This window comes from Kitasatospora sp. NPDC057940, assembly GCF_042887425.1.
Lineage (GTDB): Bacteria > Actinomycetota > Actinomycetes > Streptomycetales > Streptomycetaceae > Kitasatospora.
Map to the genome: position 1 here is coordinate 299,309 of NZ_JBHVPH010000002.1, position 22,006 is coordinate 321,314.

Annotated in this window: 10 protein-coding genes; 4 read left to right on the top strand and 6 right to left on the bottom strand. The window is 75.1% G+C overall.

Going from position 1 to position 22,006, the window contains the following annotated elements; translation table 11 throughout:
- Positions 1-140 precede the first annotated feature (140 nt).
- Positions 141-13,484 carry a MupA/Atu3671 family FMN-dependent luciferase-like monooxygenase gene (locus ACFVTF_RS04910; RefSeq protein WP_387809065.1) on the top strand — a complete coding sequence of 4,448 codons (13,344 nt, stop codon included), beginning with the start codon at positions 141-143 and terminating at the stop codon, positions 13,482-13,484.
- Positions 13,481-14,950 carry a condensation domain-containing protein gene (locus tag ACFVTF_RS04915; RefSeq protein ID WP_387809067.1) on the top strand — a complete coding sequence of 490 codons (1,470 nt, stop codon included), beginning with the start codon at positions 13,481-13,483 and terminating at the stop codon, positions 14,948-14,950. The genes ACFVTF_RS04910 and ACFVTF_RS04915 overlap by 4 nt, the downstream gene beginning before the upstream one ends.
- Positions 14,951-15,059: 109 nt before the next feature.
- Here the strand turns inward: ACFVTF_RS04915 and ACFVTF_RS04920 are convergent, their stop codons facing one another.
- Complete coding sequence (locus ACFVTF_RS04920) at positions 15,060-15,827, bottom strand: DUF4232 domain-containing protein (RefSeq protein ID WP_387809068.1); 768 nt, start codon at positions 15,825-15,827, stop codon at positions 15,060-15,062.
- A 393-nt stretch (positions 15,828-16,220) separates the two neighbouring features.
- Between ACFVTF_RS04920 and ACFVTF_RS04925 the strand changes: the two genes are divergently transcribed.
- Positions 16,221-17,126: a hypothetical protein gene (locus ACFVTF_RS04925; RefSeq protein WP_387809070.1), complete on the top strand. Its 906-nt coding sequence runs from the start codon at positions 16,221-16,223 to the stop codon at positions 17,124-17,126.
- 99 nt (positions 17,127-17,225) lie between these two features.
- Here ACFVTF_RS04925 and ACFVTF_RS04930 read toward each other — a convergent pair whose 3' ends face one another.
- The 4 genes from ACFVTF_RS04930 to ACFVTF_RS04945 all read right to left on the bottom strand — a co-directional run bounded on the left by ACFVTF_RS04930 (position 17,226) and on the right by ACFVTF_RS04945 (position 20,487).
- Positions 17,226-18,350 carry a catalase family protein gene (locus tag ACFVTF_RS04930; protein ID WP_387809072.1) on the bottom strand — a complete coding sequence of 375 codons (1,125 nt, stop codon included), beginning with the start codon at positions 18,348-18,350 and terminating at the stop codon, positions 17,226-17,228.
- A gap of 55 nt (positions 18,351-18,405) precedes the next feature.
- Positions 18,406-19,362 (bottom strand): Dyp-type peroxidase, encoded by a 957-nt coding sequence (locus tag ACFVTF_RS04935; protein WP_387809073.1) that lies wholly within the window; start codon positions 19,360-19,362, stop codon positions 18,406-18,408.
- Positions 19,359-19,757 carry a hypothetical protein gene (locus ACFVTF_RS04940; protein WP_387809075.1) on the bottom strand — a complete coding sequence of 133 codons (399 nt, stop codon included), beginning with the start codon at positions 19,755-19,757 and terminating at the stop codon, positions 19,359-19,361. Before ACFVTF_RS04940 ends, ACFVTF_RS04935 begins: the two co-directional genes overlap by 4 nt.
- 139 nt (positions 19,758-19,896) lie before the next feature.
- On the bottom strand, positions 19,897-20,487 hold the full coding sequence (locus ACFVTF_RS04945) for a hypothetical protein (RefSeq protein ID WP_331743277.1): 591 nt from the start codon (positions 20,485-20,487) through the stop codon (positions 19,897-19,899).
- Positions 20,488-20,712: 225 nt separating this feature from the next.
- Between ACFVTF_RS04945 and ACFVTF_RS04950 the strand changes: the two genes are divergently transcribed.
- Positions 20,713-21,390 carry a GAP family protein gene (locus ACFVTF_RS04950; protein WP_387809077.1) on the top strand — a complete coding sequence of 226 codons (678 nt, stop codon included), beginning with the start codon at positions 20,713-20,715 and terminating at the stop codon, positions 21,388-21,390.
- Between the two features lie 89 nt (positions 21,391-21,479).
- Here the strand turns inward: ACFVTF_RS04950 and ACFVTF_RS04955 are convergent, their stop codons facing one another.
- The gene (locus ACFVTF_RS04955; protein ID WP_387809079.1) at positions 21,480-21,947 is read right to left on the bottom strand and encodes a MarR family winged helix-turn-helix transcriptional regulator; all 468 of its coding nucleotides are present in this window, start codon (positions 21,945-21,947) and stop codon (positions 21,480-21,482) included.
- Positions 21,948-22,006 lie beyond the last annotated feature (59 nt).

The window sequence follows — 22,006 nt, forward strand, 5'->3', positions numbered from 1 at the left end:
GCGCCCCACCACAAGCACCGCGCCACCGGATCCGCCGGCGCCACCGCGCCGCAGGCACCAGCCCGATCCGCTCACCCTCCGTACCCCGGGGCGGTCCGTACCCGCGCGCCCCGGCACCGATCCGAAAGGTGCCGTACCTGATGAGCTCCACCGGTCCCGACCGCGCCCGGCTGCGTGCCCTGGAGGCCCGGCTGCTGCTGCGTCCCGAGGTCGCCGACTGTGCGCTGCTGCCGGTCGAGCGCGCCGACGGCCGCCGCGGGCTGCTGGCCTACCTGGTGCCCGCCGCCGACACCGACACCGCCGCGCTGCGCCGCCGGGCCGCCGCGGCCCTGCTGGACGCCGACCCGAGCGCCGACGTGCACCTCCTGGACGGCATCGTCCGCACCCCGGAAGGCGAGCCCGACCGCGCCGCACTGGCGGCCGCCGCCGCCCGGCCGCCGGCCGAGCCCGGGCCCGCCCTGCGCCACCTGCGCGAACTCACCGCGCACTGGCGGCCGTTCGGCGACACCGGGACGGCGGCGGGCCCCGCCCCGGACGGTCCGACGGCCGCCCCCGAGGGCACCGGGACCGAGGCGGTCGGCGCCCCGCTGCCCGACCCGGCGCCGGACGCGCCCCGGACACTGCCCGAGGCGCTGCTGCGCGCCGCCGAGCGGCACCCCGGACGCGGCCTGCACCTGGTCCGGGCCGACGGCGGGGCGACCCGGCTGACCTACCGCCGACTGCTGGAGCAGGCCCGGGAGACCCTCGCCCTGCTCACCGCCGCCGGGCTGCGGGCGGGCGACCGGGTGATCCTCCAGGTCCCCGACCCCGAGCGCTACTTCCCCACCCTGTGGGCCTGCCTGCTGGGCGGGGTGCAGCCGGTCACGGTGGCCCGTCCGCCGGCCTACGACGAGCGCAACCCCGTCCTGGAGAAGCTCTGGCACGCCTGGCAGACCCTGGAGGAGCCGCCGGTGCTCGCCTGCGGCCCGGCTGTGGCGGGCCTGGCGCGGCTCGGGGAGCTCTACCCGGCGCCCGGCCTGCGGGTCATCGCGGTCGACCGGCCCGCCGACACCGGCGCCGCGCCGGACAGCACCGGCGCGCCCGGCGTCGAGCACGCCCCCGACCCCGGCGACGTCGCGATCCTCCAGCTGTCCTCCGGCAGCACCGGCCGGTCCAAGGCGGTGCAGATCACCCACCGCGGCATCCTGGAGTACGTGGCCGGCGCCACCTCCCAGGGCAGCTCGCCCGAGGACGTCACCGTCAACTGGCTGCCGCTGGACCACGTCGCCGGACTGCTGATGTTCCACCTGCGGGACGTGGCGCTGGCCGCCGACCAGGTGCAGGTGCCCACCGAACTGGTGCTCGCCGACCCGCTGGTCTGGCTGGACGCGCTGGAGCGCTACCGGGGCGCGCACTCCTGGTCGCCCAACTTCGGCTTCCGGCTGGTCGCCGAGGCGGTCCGGGCCGCCGGCCCCGGCCGGCACTGGGACCTCTCCGCGCTCAAGTCGCTGATCAACGCCGGCGAGCAGTGCACCGAGGCGGTGCTGGACGAATTCCTCGCCGCCACCGGGCCGTTCGGCGTCCGCGCGGACCACGTCCTGCTCGGCTGGGGCATGGCCGAGACCTGCACCGTGATCACCTACAAGCGCTACCACGAGGACGGCGCCCGCCGCCTGGTGCGCACCGACTCGCTGACCGGCCGCCTGGAGCCCGCCGACCCCGCCTCGCACGAGCGCGGCACCGGCTTCCTCAGCATGGGGCGTCCCGCGCCCGGCACCCGGATGCGGGTGGCGGGCGAGGACGGCCGGGCCCTGCCCGAGCACTGGGTCGGCCGGCTCCAGGTCAACTCCGGCCGGGTGACCCCCGGTTACCTGAACAACCCGGCCGCCGACCGGGAGTCCTTCGTCGGCGACGGCTGGTTCGACACCGGAGACCTGGCCTTCCTGGCCGACGGGGAGGTGGTGCTCACCGGCCGTCGCAAGGAGATCATCATCGTCAACGGGGTGCACTACTTCTGCCACGAGCTGGAGGACGTGGTCGCCTCGGTGGAGGGGGTGCGCTCCGGGCACGTCGCCGCCTTCGGGGTCCCGGACGACCGCACCGGCACCGAGCAACTGGTGGTCGCCTACGTGCCGAACGACCAGGACGCCCCCGCACCGCCCGTGGCCGCCGAGGTCCGGCGGCTGCTGGCCGCCCGCCGGCAGCCCGCCCCCGCCCTGGTGCTGCCCGTACCGCCGTCGGAGTTCCCGCGCACCACCAGCGGCAAGATCCAGCGCACCGCGCTGCGCCGACGGCTGCTCGACGGCGAACTCGACGAGCACATCGTGGCCCTGGACCTGGCGGAGGCCAACTCCCGGACCCTGCCGGACTGCGTGCGCCGACTCGCCTGGGAACCCCGCCCGGTGCCGCAGGCCCGTACGGCTCCGGTCGACGGGGCTCCGCAGGGGCCGACCCTGCTGCTCGGCCCGGCCGGCCCCGGCACCCTCGCCGAGGCGCTGAGCGCCGCCCTGCCGCAGGCCGTGGTGGTGGACCGGCCGCCGATCACCGACCCGGGGGAGTGGCTGCGGGCGCTCGGCGAGGAGCGCCCCGCGCGGGTGGTGCACCTGTGGGGCGCTGGGCCCGAGGACGCACCGCGGCCCTCGGACGCCGCGGCGCGGGACGAAGCGCTGCTCGCCCTGCTGCGGGCGTTGGCCGACCGGCCGCCGACCGGCGAGCTGGTCACCGTCAGCGCCGGGCTGCACGCCGTGCTGCCCGGTGAACTCCCCGACCCTAGTGCGGAGTTGACGGCGGCGCTGACCGCCGGAGCCCGGGCCGAGCAACTGGTGCCGGCCGCCCGGCACATCGACCTGCCGGCGGACGCACCGGCCGCCGAGCAGGCCGCCGCGCTGCTCGCCCTGCTGGCCGAGCCCCGGCCGGAGCCGGAGTGCGCCTGGCGCGAGGGCCGCCCGTGGGTGCCCCGGCTGGGACCGGCCGGGTCCGTGAGCGGGCCCGGCGTGGGGAGCGCCGCTGCCCCCGACTCCGAGGCCGGAAGCGCAACCGAGGGCTGCTCGCTGCTCACCCCCGGCGCCCGCTACCTGGTCACCGGCGGCCTCGGCGGGATCGCCGCCGAGCTGCTGCCCGGCCTGCTCCGCGACCACGGCTCCCGGCTGCTCGTGATCGGCCGCACCGACCTGGACGCGCCGACCGCCGAGGCGGCCGAGCGCCGCGCCGCGCTGCACCGGCTCTCCTCCTACGGCGGCCGGGTCGACTACCGCCGCGCCGACGTGACGGACCCCGAGCAGCTGGCGGCGGTGGTCGCCGAGGCCGAACGGGACTGGCAGGCACCGCTGGACGGCGTGCTCCACCTGGCCGGCAGCTACCGGCTCGCGCTGCTCTCCGACACCGGCCCCGACGACTGGCGCGAGGCGGTGCGCGCCAAGACGGCCGGCACGGACCACCTCGTCGAGCTGGTCCGGAAGCGGCCCGGCGCCCAGTTCGTCGGCTTCTCCTCGATGGTCGGCTTCCAGGAGGCCGTCGGCTCCACGGCGTACGCCGCCGCCAACCGCTACCTGGAGAGCGCCGTCGACCGGCTGCACCGGGAGACCGGGGCCCCGGCCTGGACGATCTCCTGGGGCCTGTGGAGCGGGGTCGGCATGAACCGCGCCACCGACCACGAGCAGGCCGCCGCCGACCGGGGCATCGCCGTGCTGAGCGCCGCGCACGGCCGCCGACTGGCCTCGCTGCTGCTGGCCGCCGCCCCGGGCCGCTGGTACGCCGGGCCCGAGCCGAGCGCCCCCGCCGCGCGCCGCCGCCTGCTGGCCACCGCACCGCGACCGGTCCGCGAAGCGCCCGCCGGACGGCCCGTCGGCCGGCCGGCCGACGAGCGGGCCGCCGTACCGGCCGCAGCCGTACCGTCCGCCGCCACCGGGCCCGCCACCCCTGCCGCCGCCGAGCTGCGCCGGGCCGTCCTGGACGCCTTCGAGGCCGTCCTCGACACCCCGCTCGACCCCGGCCGCCCGCTCGCCGAACTCGGCATCGGATCACTGCAGTTGATGCGGGTGCACGGCGCGCTCGGCGCCGTCCTGCCGACGCCCCCGGCGCCCACCGAGTTGTTCCGGCACCCCACCGTGGACGCCCTGATCGCGCACCTGGCCGAAGCACCCACCGCCTCCACGGCCGCCACCACCGCGCCCGGCGCCCGGGACGGCGGCCCCGACGGCGGCGACCGCCGGGTGGCCATCGTCGGCCTGGCCCTGCGCTTCCCCGGCGCCGACACCCCCGAGCAGTACTGGCGCAACATCGTCGACGGCGTCCGCAGCACCACCCGCTTCACCGAGGACGAGTTGGCGGCGGCCGGCCTGCGCCCGGCGGAGTACCGCCACCCCGACTTCGTCCCGGTGACCGGCGCGCTCCCCGACACCGACCGCTTCGACGCCGAGGCCTTCGGCATCAGCGGCACCGAGGCGGCGCTGATGGACCCCCAGCAGCGCCTGCTGCTGGAGATCTGCCGCCAGGCCCTGGAGGACGGCGGCTACGACGCCCCCGACCCCCACCGCCGGGTCGGGGTCTTCGCCGGCACCGGGATGACCCTCTACGCGCTGCGCAACTACTACCAGCACACCCTGGCCGCCACCGCCGACCCGGCCGAGCCGGTGGCCGCGCTCCAGACCGCGATCGGCAACCAGGCCGACTTCGCCGCCACCAGGGTCGCCTACCGGCTGGGCCTGACCGGGCCGGCGATCGGCGTGCAGACCGCCTGCTCGACCTCGCTGGTCGCGGTGCACCTGGCGGCGCAGTCGCTGCTGGCGGGCGACTGCGACCTGGCCCTGGCCGGGGCCGCCGCCCTGCACACCCCGCAGGCCGCCGGATACCGCTACGAGGAGGGGTCGATCCTCTCCCCGGACGGCGCCTGCCGGGCCTTCGACGCGGCGGCCGGCGGCACGGTCGGCGGCAACGGCGTCGCCGCCGTCCTGCTCAAGCGCCTGGACCGGGCGCTGGCGGACGGCGACACCGTGCACGGCGTGATCCTCGCCTCGGCCGTCAACAACGACGGCGGGCTCAAGGTCGGCTACACCGCGCCCAGCGTCGACGGGCAGGCCGCCGTGGTCGGCCGGGCCCTGGACCTGGCCGGGGTGCCGGCCGAGAGCGTCGGCTACATCGAGGCGCACGGCACCGGCACCCCGCTCGGCGACCCGATCGAGTTCCGGGCGCTGGCCCAGGCGTTCCGCGCCCGCACCGAGGCCGCCGACTTCTGCTCGCTCGGCTCGGTCAAGCCCAACATCGGCCACCTGGACACCTGCGCGGGAATGGCGGGGCTGATCAAGGCCCTGCTGGTGCTGCGGCACGGCACGATCCCGCCGCTGGTCAACTTCAGCCGCCCCAACCCCGCGCTGGAACTGGACGGAAGCCCGTTCCGGCTCTCCGCCGAGCGCCGGGAGTGGCCGGCCGGCCCCACCCCGCGCCGGGCCGGGGTCAGCGCGCTGGGCGTCGGCGGCACCAACGCCCACCTGGTGCTGGAGGAGGCGCCGGCGGCCGCAGCCGGCATCGCCGACCCGCGCCCCGCCCCGACCGTGCTGCCGCTGTCCGCCCGCACCGAGCAGGGCCTGACCGCCCTGGCCGGCCTGCTCCGCGACCGGCTGGCCACCGGGCCCGCCCCCGCCCCCGGCGACCTGCCGCTCACCCTCGGCGGCGGCCGCCGCGCGCTGCGCCACCGCCTCGCCGTCACGGGCGCCGACCCCGACGAGCTGCGCCGGGGCCTGGAGGCCCACCTCGCGGGCCGCGCCTCCGGCGCCGTACCTGTCACGGGCCGCGCCTCCGGCGCCGTACCCGTCCACCGCGAGGCCCGGCGCGGCGACGTTCAGCCGGTGCTGCTCTTCACCGGCCAGGGAGCCCAGTACCGGGGCATGGCCGCCGAACTCCACCGCGCCTTCCCGGTCTTCCGGGCCGTACTGGACGAGTGCGACCGGCTGCACCGCGACGCCTGGGGCGAGCCGCTGCTGCCGCTGCTGCTGGACGCCGTGCCCGAGGGCGCCGACGACGCCTGGACCACCGAGGCGGCGCAGCCCGCGCTGTTCGCCCTGCAAGCGGCCTACCTGCGGCTCTGGCAGGAGCTCGGGCTCCGCCCGGCCGCGGTCGCCGGGCACAGCGCCGGCGAGTACGCGGCCTTCCATGCGGCGGGCGCGCTCGACCTCGCCGACGGGATGTTCCTCACCGCGGTGCGCGGGCGGCTGATGCACCGGGCGACCGAGCCCGGCGCCATGACGGCGGTGATGACCGGCCCGCAGCGGCTGGCCGCACTCGGCGACTGGCTGCCCGGGGTGGAGCTGGCCGTGGTCAACGGCGCCGGCCAGTGCGTGCTGGCCGGAGCGCCGCGCGAGATCGCGGCAGCCGAGGCCGTGCTGGCCGCCGACGGCGTGACCACCGAACGGCTCGCCACCGACCGGGCCTTCCACTCCCGTCTGCTCGACCCGGTGCTCGACCCGTTCCGCGAGCAGCTCGCCCGGCTGCGCCTGCGGCCGCTGACCGTACCGCTGGTGAGCAACCTGGGCGGCGAGGTGCTGGCTCCCGGCACCGTGCCCACGCCCGACTACTTCGTCCGGCAGACCCGGGAGACCGCGCGCTTCGACCTGGTCCTGGCCGCCCTGGACGGGCAGGGCCACGAGCTCTTCCTCGAGCTCGGCCCGCACCCGACGCTCACCGGCATGGGCCGCCGGGAACTGCCGCACCGCCACTTCGTGGCCGGCGCCCGGCGCGGCGCACCGCCGGAGCGGCAGTTCGGTGCCGCGGCCGCCGCGCTGTGGTCCCACGGCGTCCCGCTCGACTGGGCACGCTTCGCCGCCGCCCGCGACTGGCCGGACGGCCCGGCCCGCCGTGTCCCCCTGCCGACCACCGTCTTCCAGCGCCGCCGCCACTGGTTCACCGCCCCCGACCGGCCGACCACCGAGGACTCCGCCATGCACCAGGCACCGCCGCCCCAGCAGCCCGTTCCGCCGTCGGCCGTACCCGAGGCCGTATCGACGCCGGGCCCGGCGCCCGCCGTAGTGGCGTCCGTATCGGCGCCCGCCGCAGTGGCACCCGCAGCGAGCCCCGAGCAGCTGGCGGAGGAAGCCGTGCTGCGCCAGGTGCTGGAGCAGACGGCCCGCCAGCTCGGCCACGACGAGGGGTCGGTCGGAGCCGACGAGCCCTTCTTCGATCTCGGCGCCGACTCGCTCTCGATGATCAACATGATCCGGGACCTGGAGCGGACCTTCCGGGTACGGGTCTCGATGCGCGAACTGTTCGAGGCGGCGGACACCCCGGCCCGGCTGGCCGGGCTGATCGCCGGCCGGCTGGAGCCCGCGGTCCGGGAGGCGCTGCTACCGGCCGCCGAGCCCGAGCCGGCAGCGGCTCCGGTAGTGACCCGTGCTGCTGCCCCTGCCTCCGCCCCGGAGGCGGCACCGATACCGGCTCCGGCGCCCCCGCCCCAGGCGGTCGCGGCAGCCGCCGTCCCTGCTCCGCCCGTCCACCTCGCGCCGCCCGTCCCGCCCGTCCCGTCCGTGCCCGCGCCGCCGCCCGCGCTCGCCCCGGTGGCCGACGGCACCGGCCTGATCGAGCGCCAGCTCGCGCTGCTCGGCCAGTTCTCCGACCTGATGCGCGACCAGCTCGGCCTGCTGGCCGGGACCGGGGTGGCGCCGCCCGCGCTCCCCGGGGCTGCCGCCCCCGTCGCCCTGCCGCCGGCCGTCACCCCCGCCGTCACCCCGGCCGCCGCCACACCCGCTGCTGCCCCCGCCCTCACACCGGCCGCCGCACCCGTACCCGCGCCGGCCGCCCCGCCCACCCCGCAGGTACACGGCCCCCGGGTGACCGTCTCCCGGGAGTCCGGCATGGCCTCCGGCGGCCTGACCGACCAGCAGCGCGCCCACGTGGACGAGCTGGTCGCCCGCTTCACCGCCCGGACCGCCGCCTCCAAGGCGGTCACCCGCCGCCACCGGCGCACCCTCGCGGACAGCCGCGCCGTGGTCGGCTTCCGCTCCGCGACCAAGGAGATGCTCTACCCGCTCGCCGCCCGCCGGGCCCGGGGCTCCCGCCTGGAGGACCTCGACGGCAACACGTACGTCGACATCACCATGGGCTTCGGCGTCCTGCTGTTCGGTCACGACCCGGAGTTCGTCACCGACGCCGTCCGCGAGCACCTGGCCGGCGGACTGCGGCTGGGCCCGCGCGGCCCGGAGACCGGCGAGGCCGCCGAACTGCTGGCGGAGCTGACCGGCACCGAGCGGGTCGCGTTCGCCAACTCCGGCACCGAGGCGAACGCCGGGGCGATCCGGCTGGCCCGCGCGTACACCGGCCGGGACAAGATCGTCATGTTCGAGGGCTCCTACCACGGCCACTTCGACCACACCCTGGGCCGGACCGTGGGCCGCGGCGCCGACCGGGAGACCGTCCCGGTGTCGATCGGCATCCCCGGCAGCGCGGTCGCCGACCTCGTGGTGCTGCGGTACGGCGACCCGGAGAGCCTCCAGGTGATCGAGGAGCTCGGAGACCGGATCGCCGCGGTCCTGGTCGAGCCGGTCCAGAGCCGCCACCCGGGGCGCCAGCCGGTCGAGTTCGTCCGCGCGCTGCGCGAACTGACCACCCGCCGCGGCATCGTGCTCATCTTCGACCAGATGCTCACCGGCTTCCGGCCGCACCTGCGGGGCGCCGAGGGCTTCTGGGGCGTGACCCCGGACGTCTCCACCTACGGCAAGGTGCTCGGCGGCGGCTACCCGATCGGCGCGATCGCCGGACGCGCCGACATCCTGGACGGGATCGACGGCGGCCACTGGGACTACGGGGACGACAGCTACCCGCCCAAGGACACCACCTTCTTCGGCGGCACCTACATCCAGCACCCGCTGGCGATGACCGCCGCGGGCGCCGTGCTGCGCCACCTCAAGGAATCCGGCCCCGGCTTGCAGGAGCGGCTGAACGCCCGCACCGACGAGCTGGCCGCGACCCTCAACGGGTTCTTCGAGGAGGAGGAGTTCCCGCTGCGGCTGGCCCACTTCGGCTCGCTGTTCCGGTTCGAGCCGCGGGCGGACATGGAACTGCTCTTCCCGCAGCTGCTGACCCGCGGGGTCTACGTGTGGGAGTGGCGCAACTTCTTCCTCTCCACCGCCCACACCGACGGCGACCTGGAGTTCGTGGCCGACGCGGTCCGCGACTCGCTGCGCGACCTGCGGCGCGGCGGCTTCTTCCCGGCCTCGCCCGGGGTCCGGCTCCCGGCCCCGCGCCCGGCGGCCGCACTCCCGGCGCCCGCGGCGGACGACCGTACGAGCACCGGCACCGCTGGCACCACCAGCATCACCGGCGCCGGCCGCACCGAGCCCGCCGGGACGCCGTACCACCCGGTCAGCGACCCGCAGCGCCCGGTCGACTTCAGCCTCTACTTCTTCGGCGACTACCCCCTGGACTCCCCGGAGGACGAGAAGTACCGCATCGTCCTGGAGAGCGCCCGCTTCGCCGACCGGCACGACTTCCACGCCGTCTGGCTGCCCGAGCGCCACTTCCACTCCTTCGGCGGGATCTTCCCCAACCCCTCCGTCCTGGCCGCCGCACTGGCCCGGGAGACCACCCGGATCCGGCTCAACGCGGGCTGCGCGGTCCTGCCGCTGCACCACCCCGTCCGGGTGGCCGAGGAGTGGTCGGTGGTCGACAACCTGTCCGGCGGCCGGGTCGGCCTGGGCTGCGCCAGCGGCTGGCACCCCAACGACTTCCTGTTCTTCCCCGAGAACTACGGCGGCCACAAGGAGCTGATGCACCAGCAGATCGACACCGTCCGGGCGCTGTGGCGCGGCGAGCCCTACCGGGGCCGCAACGGCAAGGGGGAGCCGATCGAGGTGACCCTGCACCCGCGCCCGCTGCAGGAACAGCCGCCCATGTTCACCGCGATCGTCGGCAACCCGGACAGCTTCCGCGAGGCCGCCCGGCACGACCTGGGCATCATCACCAACCTGATGACCCAGGACGTCGCCCAGCTCGCCGAGAACGTCGCGCTCTACCGGCGCACCCGGGCCGAGCACGGCCTCGACCCGGAGACCGGCCGGGTGGTCGTGCTCGTCCACACCTACCTGGGCGCCGACCTCGCCACCGCCCGCGAGCAGGCGTACCGCCCGTTCTGCCACTACCTGCGCTCCTCGCTCTCGCTGTTCGGGCAGATGGCCAACAGCCTCGGCCTGACCCTGGACTTCGAGAACACCCGCGAGGAGGACCTGGAGTTCGTGCTGGAGCGCGCCTACGAGCGGTACTGCGCCTCCCGCGCGCTGATCGGCACCCCGGAGAGCGTGCAGTCGGTGCTGGCCGAGCTGCGGGCGGCCGGCGCGGACGAGATCGCCTGCTTCGTCGACTTCGGACTCGCCCCCGACCTGGTGGCCTCCGGCATGCCGCAGATCGACACCCTGCGCCGCTCCGCCCAGCGCGGCGCCCCGCTGTCCTACGCGCAGCAGCGGATGTGGCTCCTGCACCGGATGCTGCCCGACACCGGGCAGTACAACGAGGTCAAGGCCATCGAACTGGACGGCCCGCTCGACCCGGCCGCACTCGACACCGCGCTGCGCGCGCTGGTCGAACGCCACGTCGGGCTGCGCACCGCCTTCCGCGAGCAGGACGGCGAACCGTTCCAGCAGGTGCTCCCGGTGCCCGAGGGCCCGCTGCTGGAGCGGGCCGCGGCCGACGGGCCCGAGCACGAGGCGGTGGCCGCGCTGGTCGCCGCCGAGGGCAGCCGCCGCTTCGACCTGACCGAGGGCCCGCTGTTCCGGGCCCGGCTGCTGGAGACGGGGCCCGACCGGCAGGTCCTGGTGCTGTCGATGCACCACATCGTGATCGACACCCTGTCCACCGTGGTGATCACCCGGGAACTGGGCGAGCTGTACCGGGCCGCCAGGGAGCAGCGCCCCGCCCGGCTGCCGGTGCTCACCACCACCCCGGCCGCCGAAGCCGTCCGGGAGCGGGCCGCGGTGGCCGCCGGGGCGTACGACGAGAGCCTCGCGTACTGGCGCAAGGTGCTCGGCGGCGACCTGCCGGTGCTGGCCCTGCCGACCGACCGGCCGCGCCCGGCGGTGCCGGACGGCCGGGGCCGCTCCCACGTCCGTCAACTGCCCGCCGAACTCTCCGACGGCCTAAGGGACTTGGCCCGCAGCCGCCGCTCGACCCTGTTCATGGTGCTGCTCACCGCCTTCGCCGGGGTGCTGCAGCGCTACAGCGGCCAGGACGAAGTGGTGCTGGGCACCCCGGTGGCCAACCGGACCGAGGGCACCGAGGACCTGGTCGGCTTCTTCGTCAACACATTGGCCCTGCGGCTGGACCTGTCCGGGGAACCGGACTTCACCGAGGCGCTGGACCGGGTCCGCTCCAGCGCGCTGGACGCCTACGAGCACCAGCAGCTGCCCTTCGAGGTCCTGGTCCAGGAGCTCAACCCACAGCGGGACACCAGCCGCAACCCGCTCTTCCAGGTCCTCGTCGAGTTCGAGAACCACGCCGTCTTCGAACTCGACCTGCCCGGGGTGACGGCCCGCCCGCTCGACCACGTGGTGAACCGCTCCGCCTTCGACCTGTCGCTCTTCCTCACCAACCTGCCGGACGGCATCCGCTGCCACGTCGAGTACGCCGAGACCCTGTTCGACCGGGCCACGGTGGACCGGCTGTTCGACGCCTTCGAGCGGCTGCTCGCCGCCGCCGTCGCCGACCCGGCCCGCCCGCTCGCCGCACTGACGGCCGCCCCGGCCGACCCCGCCCTGGAGTGCGGGCCCGAGGCGCAGCCGGCGCCCGCGCACCCGCTGGCGGCGGTGGCCGCCGCCGCGGCCGCCCGTCCGGACGCCCTCGCGGTGGTCGCCGCCGACGGCACCGGGACCGACTACCGGACGCTGCACGCCCGGGCCGGCGAGCTGGCCGGCCGGCTGCTGGCCGCCGGGGTGCGGGAGGGCAGCCGGGTGGGCGTGCTGCTGCCGCGCTCGGTGGACCAGGTGGCCGCGATGCTGGCCGTGCTGCGCCTCGGCGCCGTCCACGTGCCGATCGACCCGCTGCAGGGCCCGGAGCGCTGCCGGCTGATCGCCGCGGACAGCGCGCCGGCCGTGCTGCTCACCGCCTCGGACACGGACCTGATGGGCCTGTCGCTGCCGACGGTCCTGACGGACGCCGATGCCGAGTCCGCCGCGGCCGAACTGCCGCCGCTGCCCGCCCCCTCCGCGCAGGCCCCCGCCTACCTGCTGTACACCTCCGGCTCCACCGGCCGCCCCAAGGGCGTGCTGATGCACACCCTCGGCCTGTCCGTGCTGCTCGCCTGGAACGTCGCCGAGCACCCGGCCGCCCGTACTCTGCAGTACGCCTCCTGCGGGTTCGACGTCAGCGTCCAGGAGGTGCTGACCACGCTGGCCGGCGGCGGCACCCTGCTGCTGATCGAGGAGGAGACCCGCTACGACGTGACGGCGCTGGCCGCCGTGGTCCGCGCGACCCGCGCCGAGCGGCTGCACCTGCCGTACACCCCGCTGGCCGCGCTGGTCGACGCCCTCGGCGACGAACCGGTGCCCCACCTGCGCGAACTGATCACGGGCGGCGAGCAGTTGCTGCTCACCCCCGGGCTGCGGGCCTTCCTCGCCCGCAACCCCGGCTGCCGGCTGATCAACCACTACGGCCCCACCGAGACCCACGCCGTCACGGCCGGCGAGATCGCCCCGGACGGACCGGACCACGCGGCGATCGGCCGCCCGGTGCCGGGCACCCGCATCCTGCTGCTGGACGCCGCCGGGCGCCCCGTCCCGCCCGGCGCGGTCGGCGAGATCCACGCGGTCGGCGTCCAGGTCGGGCTCGGCTACCCCGGCCGCGAGCAGGAGAGCGCCGCCGTCTTCACCGACACCCCGGAAGGCCGCCGCTACCGCACCGGCGACCTCGGCCGCTGGCGGCCCGACGGCACCCTGGAGTACCTCGGCCGCGCCGACCGCCAGGTCAAGGTGCGCGGCTACCGGATCGAGCCGGGCGAGGTCGAGACCGTGCTGCGCTCCGTCCCGGGCGTGCGCGGCGCGGCCGTGACGGGCCGCCGCACCGAGACGGGCACCGCACTGGCCGGGTACGTGCAGTGCGCCGCCGCCGAACTGCCCAGGGTCCGCGACCACTTGGCCGACCTGCTGCCCGAGCACATGGTGCCGGGGCTGTGGGCCGCGGTCGCGGCACTGCCCTTCACCGCGCACGGCAAGCTCGACGTGGCTGCTCTGCCGGAGCCGCTGCCGCTGGGCGCGGGCCGGGCCGCCGTCGCCCCGGCCACCGAACTGGAACGCACCGTGCAGCGGCTGTGGGAGGAGGAACTCGGCCGCCCCGCAGGCGTGGAGACCTCCTTCTTCGACCTCGGCGGGCACTCGCTGGCCGCCACCCGGCTGCTGAACCGGGTCCGCGAGGCCACCGGGATCCGGACCGGCGTCCTGGACTTCTTCCGCCGTCCGACCATCCGCGCCATGGCCGCCCAGCAGCCGCAGACCGAGGACCGTCAGGCCCCGGCCTACGAGGAGGGCACGCTGTGACCCCCGTCGACGACGGCTGGCAGCGGCTCGTCCGGCTGCTCGACGAACGCGAGATCGTCCTGCGCACCACCGGCGACCGGCTCGGCTACCTCGCCCCGCCCGGCGCGCTCGACGAGGAGGCCACCGGGCTCGTCCGGGCCCACCGGGAACGGCTGCTGGCCACCCTGACCGACTCCGGCACGGCTCTGGCCGCCGCGCCCGCCGGGGTGGCGCAGCGCCGGATGCACCGGGCGCACGACCGGGCGGCGGACCCGGCGGTGTGGAACATCACCCAGCGGATCGCCCTGCGCGGGCCGCTGGAGCCCGAGCGGCTGGCCGCCGCGCTGACGGCGCTGACCGGGCGCCACGAGAGCCTGCGCACCAGCTACCGGGACACCGACCTGGGCCTGCTCCAACAGGTGCGGCCGAACGCCCCGGTGCAGTTCCCGGTCGCCGACCTGCGCGCGCTCACGCCCGGGGCGCGGGACGCGGCGCTCGCCGAGGCCGCCCGGGCCGAGAGCGACCGCCCCTTCGACCTGGCCGCGGCCCCGCTGCTGCGCGCCCGGCTGCTGCGGCCCGCCGACGACGCGTGGGTGCTGTTGCTGACGCTCCATCACATCGCGGTCGACGGCTGGTCGTTGGCGACCCTGCTGGCCGACCTGGGTGAGCTGTACCGCGCGGACGGGCGGCTGCCGGGGGACCCGGGCCGGATGACCGACCACGCCTGCTGGGAGCGGACCGTGGTCACCCGCGCCGCCGTCGCCGAGGCCGCCGACCACTGGGCCAAGACCCTGGACGGCGTCGCGCCGGCGGCGGAGCTGCCCACCGCGCGCCCCCGCCCCGCACAGCGCTCCGGGCGGGGCGCCACGGCCGCCTTCCGCCTCCCCGCGGCTCTGGCCGAGGCGGTGGGCCGCTACGCCGCCGCCCGCTCCACCACCGCCTCGGCCGTCCTGCTCGCCGCCTTCGCGCGGCTGCTGGGCGAGCTGAGCGGGGCGGCGGAGACCCTGGTGGTGCTCTCCCACGCCAACCGCACCCGGCCGGCCGACGAAGGGGTCGTCGGCCTGCTCACCTTCGGCCTCCCGATCCGACTGCCCACCCGCTCCCCGGGCGGGTTCGGGGCGTCGGTCGACACGGCCGCGACGGCGATCGCCACCGCCCTCGACCACGCCGCCGTCCCCTTCGGCCTGCTGGTCGAACCGCTGCGCGAACGCGGCGTCCGGCTGCCGGACGCCTACCCGCAGGTCCTGCTCACCGTGCAGAGCACCCCGCCCGCCGTCCTCGACCTCCCCGGACTGACCGCCGAGGTCGAGGACGTGCCGGGCCCCTCGGCCCGCTCCGACCTCCTGCTGGTCCTCACCCCGGACGCGGACGGCTACGCGGGCCTGGCCGAGTACGACGCCGACCTGTTCGACCCGGACACCGTGCGCTCCTGGCTCGACACCCTGGTGAACGACCTGGCCCGGCACCTGACGGACCGGCCGGGCTGACGGACCGCCCCCGGGCGGGGCCGCCGGTGACCAGAATTTTCCGTGGAAAATTCTCCCCGCACGAGAGCACGCGGGGGAGAGCCACCGGCGCCCCGTCCGGACGCCCCGCTCACGGACGGCTGTCCTCCCTGGTCCAGGCGCCGACGCCGAGCCGTCCCGTGGTACCCAGGTCGATCTCCGGGACGACCATCACCGGGGCCGCGTCAGGGGTGGCCCGGACCCGCACGTACGGGGCGTTCACCGGGCTGCCCGCCTCCACGGTGTTGCGCCACACCAGCGTGGAACGGGCGCCCTCCCCGGGGCGCAGCACGATCTCCTGCGGCGGGTCGTCCGCGCCGGTGCCGCCGGCGATCGCGGCGCCGCCGGACAGGAAGCGCACCCCGGCGACCGGCCGGTGCTCCACGTCGAGCAGCTGCAGCTTCGGGTAGCCGTTGACGGACACCGCGGACGTCCCGCAGTTGCGCAGGTGCAGACCGACCGCGCGCAGGCCCATCGCGGCGTCGCCGTCGTCCGCGTACAGCCGCAGGCCCGAGGCGGGGCAGGGCCCGCCCGGCCGCGAGGCCTCGGCGCTGGGCACACTGCGGACCTGGACGATCTTCACCAGCGGTCCGGCGCCCGGCCGTGCCTGCCCGTGCCCGTCCAGCTCGATCCGCCCCTTCGAGGTGGCCCCCGGCGCGAGCGAGGTGACGACCTGCGTCACGTTGTCCAGCGCACCTCCGGCCGCCGAGAGCCGGCTGAACACCGCTGTGACATCAGAGGTCTCGTCCCCCGGATTGGTCACCTCGTACTCGGCGCAGGCCGCACCGGCGGCCGTGATCCGCACCCCGCCCTGCGCGAGCCCGGGCGACGCCTGCCCGTTGCGGGACGCCGACGGCAACGGCTCCCCGCACGGACCGGCACCGCCGGAGGCCGCCGAAATCCCCGTCGCCCCGTCTGCGCAGCCCACGAGCAGGGCCGCACAGGCCGCGACCACCGCGACTGCGGCAGCCGGCCGGCGGGCCGTCAGGTGATTCCCGGCGTTCTCGAACTGATGCATCAGCCGATGCGATCACGAACCACCCGCAACGCCTATGAGCTGCGCCACTGCCCGCGCAACAGGACCGCAACGATCCGCCCGGCACCCGCCTCACCTCCGCCGCCACCGCCGCCAGCGGTGACCGGGCCCCGCTGCCCGATGGTCCGAACCGGTCGCCTTCCGGTGCGGGGCGTGGTCTGCCGCGCGCGGTGGGGGATGTTCCGCGCCGGATGCCACCCACAGAAAGGATTCTTCATGGTGGAGCACGTGTTCGCGCGCGTGGTACGGACGGTGACCGTCTCGGCCCTCGCCCTGGCGACGAGCGTCGGTGCGGGCGGTACGGCCGGCGCCGCCTCGCCGGAGGACCACCCCGTCGAGGTGAGCATCGGAGCCTCCGGCCTGCAGGCACCGGACACCGCGAAGGGCGGCCTGGTCAGTTTCCGGGTCAAGACGGACGACCCGAACGGCCGGCAGCTGCAGCTGCTGCGTCCGCACGAGGGAGTGACCATCGACCAGGTCCTCCGGGACCTCGCCGACGCGGTCAGCCCGTCGCCGGCCACCGCGCGCACCGGGATCCGGGCGGTGAACGGTGAGGCGGACCTGCTGGGCGGGGCGCTGGTCACCTCGCAGGTGCACGAGCAGTTCACCGAGGAGGTCGGCCCCGGGCCGGTCTACCTGCTGGACCTCACCGCGTTCCGGGCCGACCCGGCCCACCCGGTCTCCAGGAAACTGAACCTGGTCGGTACGAACGGTCAGAGCGACAACCAGGTCCGCTTCGACGACGGCATCGTGATCGAGAAGGACACGGCCGAGGGCCCGCGTTTCCAGACCGAGGACGTCGACCACGCGCACCTGGCCTACCTGGTGCACGACGGGTCCGAGCAGATCCACGAGATGCAGCTGCGGCCGATCGGTGCGGACACCACCGACGAGCAGATCGGGCAGTACCTGCGGGACGTCGCGCTGGGCGACCTGCCGGTCCGGTCCCCGTTCACCGGGCCGGCCACCGGCCTCGGCGCCATGTCCGGCGACCGCACCGCCTCCGTGCAGGCCCACGGCCTGCAGCCCGGACGGTACGTCCTGCTCTGCATGATTCCCGACGAGCGGACGGGCGTCCCGAACGCCGACCTGGGCATGCGCAAGATCGTCACCCTGAAGTGACCGGCCGGGCCCTGGCACGCCGGCGGCAGCGGGCTGTCAGGGCCGACCGCCCCGGTCGGCGCACCGTCGCGGTGTCGGACCTTCGCGTGGCGGGCCGGGTCAGGCGCCGAGTACGTCGTCGGCGCTGCGGGGCTCCGAGCGCGGCTGCCGGTTGAGCTGGTGGCGCGCGATGGAGGACCGCCGGTAGACCTCCTTGCGGGCCCGCATGATGTTGCCCAGGGGCGCGTGCTCGGCGGTGACCCGCCAGGGCGTGAAGGACAGCGAGTCCATCCTCTCCAGGTTCTCCGGGCCGGAGATGTCCTGCTGCGGCAGCCGCAGCCTCGCCACGGTGACGGACGGCGAGAGCCGCTCGGACCACTCCACGGTGGTGTCCTCCACCGGCATGCGCTCCAGGTCGGTGCAGAGCTGGACCTGGATGTCGAAGGCGTAGGGCCGCTCCTGGAGCTCGGCCTGCAGGGCCGGCCGGAAGAACTCCGCCCCCGAGGCCGGGTCGACGGTGCGCCGGACCACCGCCGCGGCGGAGGCCGGGTCGGGGGTGATGCGCACCTTGGCGATGTAGTCCCCGTGCCGGACCGCGCCCATCGTCCAGTAGCTGGACAGCAGCAGGTTCGCCGGAGGCGTCTTCGACAGGCGCAGGAAGGCCAGGAACTCGTCCCAGGCCCAGTCCTCCTGGTCCAGCGTTCCCTTTCCGGTCACGAACTCGGTGAAGAACCGGTGCGCGCCGGGTCGGCCCTGGGAGAAGTACGCCGGCGCGTTCAGGAACAGTTCCTGGATGAACAGGTAGTGCGCGACCGTGTTGCAGAAGAAGACCGGTCCGTTGATGTTGGCGTAGTCGAACGTGCCCGTGTCCGGTTCGTCCTCCAGCAGGGTCGGGCCGGGGATGTCGAACATCTTCAGCGCCAGTCCGGTGGCTGCGCCCAGACGTGCGTCGGCCCCGGCGTGCGGCGAGCCGTTGGAGAAGCGGATCAGCGCGTCGTGGGTCCCCGCGGTCGCGTAGATCCCCTGGGCGTACTCGGGGGGCAGCCCGTCCAGGATCTCCACCTCCCCCCGGACCAGCCCGTAGCCCTTGGCGTGGGCGTCGCGCAGCGCCCGCCCGGTGCCACCGGCCTCGACCGACTCGGCGATGTAGCTCTCGGTCTTCTCGATCACCGTCTGCACGTCGCGGTCGAAGTGCGGGTCGTCGACTTCGACGTCGGGCGTGTAGCGGACGAACTGTGCTGTCATGACTTCGACCTCTCCTCGGAGAGCGCGACCGGACCTCAGGGGGTGGGAACCGCCCTCAGCCCTCCAGTTCGGCGAGCCAGCGCAGGGCCCGCAGACCCGGCAGGAAGCAGTACTCGCCGCCGCGGGTGACCACGAAGCTGGGCAGGTTCCTCAGGCGACGCCGGACCGGCTTCTCCGGGATGGTGATGCTGCCGGTTCCGCCGTGGTGCCCGGCCACCGGGTCCTTCTCGCCGGGGTAGCCGATGAAGTTGCCGTCGTTGACCCACTCGGCCTTGATGAACTCGAACTGCCGCTCCAGATGGGCCCCCATGAACACCCCGACCAGGCCGCGCTCGGCGCCGTCGTCCTCCAGCACGCCCTCGGGCAGCGGCGGGCCGTAGGTGGTGCCGCGACGGATGAGCCGGTGCATCCGTGCGTCGCCGATGATGGTGGAATCGCGGGGGTTGGTGCGCCGGATGTGCGCACCGGCCGGGCACCGGAAGCCGCGATCGTCGTTCTCCCGGTACAGGAAGTCGTTGACGCGGCGCGGATCGGCCGCCAGCTCCGGATCGTCGTGCTCCGGCGCCAGCGTCAGCGGCGCCCCGCTCGGCCAGCGCCCGACCATCTTCGCCGCCAGCAGCGCCTCCTCCTCTGCGCTGGAGCTGTTCGCCCGCAGGTACCGGCGCCAGGCCGCCACGTTGGTGTGGATCTTGCGAACGGCCACGTAGGTCCCGTTGCGCCCCAGGACGTCGGGGCTTGGCACGGGCGGCAGGCCGCCGGTCTCGTCGGGGTAGCCGAGGATGAACTCGCCGGCCTTGATCGGGGCTTCCTGCGGGTTGGAGCCGGGCAGCCCGACGCCCTCGATGTTCGGATGGCTGATGCCGTCACGGAAGCCGAAGGTGGTGCGCCCGGTCGGGAGCTGGTGGACCTCCTGCTGCCAGATCACCTGGACACCGGGCGTGTCCTCGTAGGCGACACGGGCCCGACCCAGCTCCCTCTCCAACTGCGCGGGGTCGGAGGAGAGGGCGCTCAACGCGATGTGGACCTCACCGGTGCCGAACGGGCCTCCCAGTGGGCCGGTGCACTCTCGCCCACGTCGCCGATCAGCCCGGCCCGAGCGGCCATGCCCTCACGGAACGCCCGCGGAAAGCTGTCCAGCGACTCCCGGGGCACCCCCAGGGCCCTCAGCCCCTGGTGGGTGAACGCCACGGTCACCCAGGCGTCCCGGCCCGGGTCCACGCCGGGCAGACCGCCCGAGGTCACCGGGAGCAGTCGGCGCAGCAGGGCGCGCCCGGCGTGGCGGTCGTCCACGCGCAGGAAGACGAACCTGCCCTCGTAGGGCACGGGCCGTGGCCGCAGGGCCCCGCTCTGGACGTCGTCGATCTCGACGCGCACGCCCGCCGCGCTGCCGCTGTCCGCTGTGTTCATGGTTGCTTGTGCCCTCTCCACATCTGTCTCTTGTCCCTGCATCCGTCTTCGCCCGGACAGCCCGGCGACGGCCGGTTCGCACCGGCCGCGTCGGTCCGCCGGTGCTGGGCGGGCTCCGGCGGTTGGCCGTGTCCGGGTGCTAGGCCGAGGCTTCCTCCAGCAGCTTCTGGAAGGCCGGCGTGGCCACCAGCTCGGCGTTGGCCGGGTTGTCCAGCGCGGCCCGGAACTGGGGGGTGTCCAGCACCTCCTGGAACGCGTCGTCCACGCGGTGGTCCTTGTAGATCTGCTGGACGGTGAGGTCGGGGTAGGCGCTGACGAAGACCCTCGCGGGCTCCTGGTGGGCGACGAACCAGTCCTTCACCCCTGGATCGGCGACGCCGGGAAACCCTTCGCTGTGCGAGAAGATCTTGTCGAAGCGGGACCCGACCACCGTCTGGGCGAAGTCGTCGATGTAGGTGTCCCAGGAGCCGTCGAAAACGCTGGCGAACATGAACCGGGTGTCGTCGTCGAAGATCACGTGCCGTGCGTCGTGCAGGGTGCCGATCTGGCGCACCGCCGCATGGGCGCTCTCGTCGTGCGCCGCGTCGGCGAGCGTCGCGAGGTCCCTGCGCAGCGCATCCGCATGGCCCGGCTTGATCCTGGTGAAGACGGTGAACTCGCTGCAGACCCCATCCGACCTGCCCGGGCGCTCGGGGTGGGCCGACTGGGTCGCGCCTGTCGTGGCGGTCATCGTGACGTCCTCCTGCCGTGGTCGGTGCGAGGGACGCCAACCGCCCGAACATGGGGCGCCATCGCCCTCACCTCTTCATCCTGACCCGAGCGAGGTGGGGGCACCACCGGGCAGGGCCGGAGTTCCGAGAGCCTCATGAGGACAGCTCCGTCAGAGCGGAGGATCGTGGAACACGGGCCTGCCGGGTTCGTCGTCACGCGCTCCGACTCCCGTCTGGAGGCAACCATGGGCAAAGTTCTCGGTGACGTCCTGGGCCTCGCCGCCGGCGTCGCGATCAGCCCGCTCCCGATCATCGCGATCATCCTCATCCTCGCCACGCCTCGGGGACGCCTCAACGGAGTCCTCTTCACCGTCGGCTGGATCCTGGGACTCTCGGCGCTGGGCGCGGTGATGCTGGCGATCGCTTCCCCCGCAGGCGCCTCTGCCCACCATCACCCGGCCACCTGGGTGGGAGTCCTCAAGCTCGTCCTGGGCCTGCTCCTCGTCCTGTTCGGCGCCCGGCAGTGGCACCGGCGCCCGAAGGATCCGTCGCAGGCCCAGCTGCCGAAGTGGATGAGCGCGATCGACCGCCTCACGCCGGTCAAGGTCCTCGCACTCGGACTGGCCCTGTCCGCGCTCAACGCCAAGAACGCCCCGCTGACCCTCGCCGCGGGCGCCGCGATCGGCTCGGCCGGACTGCCGGCAGGGCAGCAGATCGCCTCATTGGCGGTCTTCGTCGTGATCGCCACCCTCGGCCTGTTGGCCCCGCTGGGGGTCTTCGTGCTCGGGGGAGCGCGAGCCCAGACCACGCTCGGCAACTGGAAGGACTGGGCGGCTCAGCACAACGTCGCCGTGATGGCGGTCCTGTTCTTCGTCCTCGGGCTGAAACTGTTCGGCGACGGGATCTCCGTCCTCACCTCCTGACAGGGCCGCTCGGTGAATCCCTTTCCTGGCGCGGAAGTTCGTGACCATGGAGGCGTCAGGCGGCGCCGACCGGCAGGGCGCGGCACTGCCTAGTCTTCGTGCCGGGCCTCACGCCGGGTCTCGCGCTGGAGATCGGCCACGTGGTGGAGGGCGGTCTTGAAGGCGGCGTACTCCCGCGCGCCCAGCGCCTTCGCGTGGCGCTCCTCGATCGAGCGCATGATGGCGGCGGCGGCCTCCATCTGGAGCAGGCCGCGTTCGGTGGGGTGGATCAGCTTGGCGCGGCGGTCCGCGGGGTCGGGTCGGCGTTCGACGTAGCCCAGGCGTTCGAGGTCGTCGACGACGGTCCCGATGACCTGCTTGTGCTGTCCGGAGGCGCGGGCGAGTTCGCTGGCGCGGATGCCGTCGGTGCGCAGGTAGGCGAGCACGGCGCCGGCGCGGGGCTGGATGTCGTCGAAGCCCTGCTCGGCGAGCACGGTGAACAGCTCGCGCTGGACGGAGAAGAGCACCCGGGCGGCGAGCACGCCGAGGTCCGGTTCCGCCGCCTGGTGTCCGCTCAACGCCTCTCCCGCTTCCGCCGTCTCCGGGCCCGTCTGCCGCTCTGCCCTGTGACCAGCAA